Source organism: Aerococcus sp. L_32, assembly GCF_050689315.1.
The window spans coordinates 1-1652 of sequence record NZ_JBOEQF010000417.1 but is presented as its reverse complement, the minus strand read 5'-3'; the positions used below and the strand labels follow the sequence as shown (position 1 = coordinate 1652).

Below are 1652 nucleotides of genomic sequence, written 5' to 3'. Positions count from 1 at the left end.
TCGAGTAGGAGGAATCTTGCGATTCCGACCTCTCACACCACCGTGCGTACGGTTCCGTACACGGCGGTTCAATTTTATGTAACATGAACCTGATTAAGATAATATTCATATGGTGATACTAGTCCTTTCTGGGCTAGTATTTTGTTTGTTACTGTTGTATGCATTACCCAAGAACTAGCTATTCGTGCAACACCCTTAGAGCTATTACCATTTATATGAGCCCAATAAGGGCTCATACCTAGTTTAATTAGACTTTTAACACGATTTTTACCAGTTTTCCACTGTTTCCAAATGCACATCCTTAATCGAAATCTTAGATGGGAGGTAATTCTACTTAGCACTTTCTTCATACTACCTATTTTGAAGTAGTTAACCCAACCGCGAATTACTTGGTTTAGTTTACTCAAACGATATGACATTGAAACACCCCAATTTCTTCTAGATAGTTTATGTAGGTTATACTTAAACTGTTCAACAGATTTGGTGTGGGGTAGTGCCTTATATATTTGTTCCTTTTCATGGTAATAGAAGCCAAATCCTAGGAATTTCATATCTGGGTCATCTGGTTTAGTCACCTTGGATTTCGTAGTATTTACTTTCAATCCTAACTTACTTTCGATAAATCTAGTAATTGAACGCATGACTCTTCTAGCTGCAAAGTCACTTTTAACCATAATGACACAATCATCTGCGTAACGAACAAAGCGTAATCCACGATTTTCTAGTTCCGTGTCTAGTTCATTCAACATTATATTGCTTAGTAAAGGGGATAGGTTTCCCCCTTGGGGAGTACCAACCCTCGTTTCATAAAATTTACCATCAACCATAACACCACTGGCTAAATATTTCCTTATCAATGATATGACGTCTCCATCATGGACTTTCCTAGACACCAGATTCATCAATCTATCATGATTTACTCTATCGAAAAAGCTTTCAAGGTCAATATCTACTACCCAGTTATATCCTTCGTTACAATATTCTAAAAATTTTAATATTGCCCCTTGGGCATTTTTACCAGGTCTGAATCCAAAACTATTTTCATGAAAGGTTGGGTCAAATATTGGTGTTAACACTTGTACAATTGCTTGTTGTATCACTCTATCAATCACCGTAGGAATTCCCAAAAGTCTAGTACCGCCATTTGGTTTTGGTATTTCGACTCTAAGTACAGGTTTAGGAGTATATTTCCGACCTTTAATTGCCCGAACAATTTCCTTTTTATGCTCCTTTATGAATATAAAAGTTTCATCAATAGACATATTATCTACTCCGGCAGAGCCTTTATTTTTCTTTACTTGCTTGAATGCTTCATTCAAATTATCTCTCGATAAAATTAAATCTAAAATCTTATTATTCATGTTTGTTGTTCCCTTTCTATCTCGTAGAATTTCTATCCACTTTTCCGCTGTTGGCCAGTGGTCTTCGGAAATCCCCAATTAAGATGTTCCAACAATAAAATTGTTCAGCCCTTTGCTCCTTCTAGTTTTCACTAGCTATCTACACTACTACGGCTTCGGCTGACTTCTCATAGGTCAGTCACTTATCACTAAATGATTTTGGTATAACATTATGAGACCTCCCCAGTTAAGGTGCAAACTCTTTCTCTCCATCTATCTGCCACATTTACCAGATGAGATATTACAACAGTT

General features: G+C 36.7%; 1 protein-coding gene. It reads right to left on the bottom strand.

From position 1 onward, the window contains the following. Nucleotides 1-74 precede the first annotated feature (74 nt). Nucleotides 75-1361, bottom strand: coding sequence for a group II intron reverse transcriptase/maturase (gene ltrA, locus ACRCJ0_RS13540; protein ID WP_417893919.1), 1287 nt, complete (start codon nucleotides 1359-1361; stop codon nucleotides 75-77). Nucleotides 1362-1652: the final 291 nt, after the last annotated feature.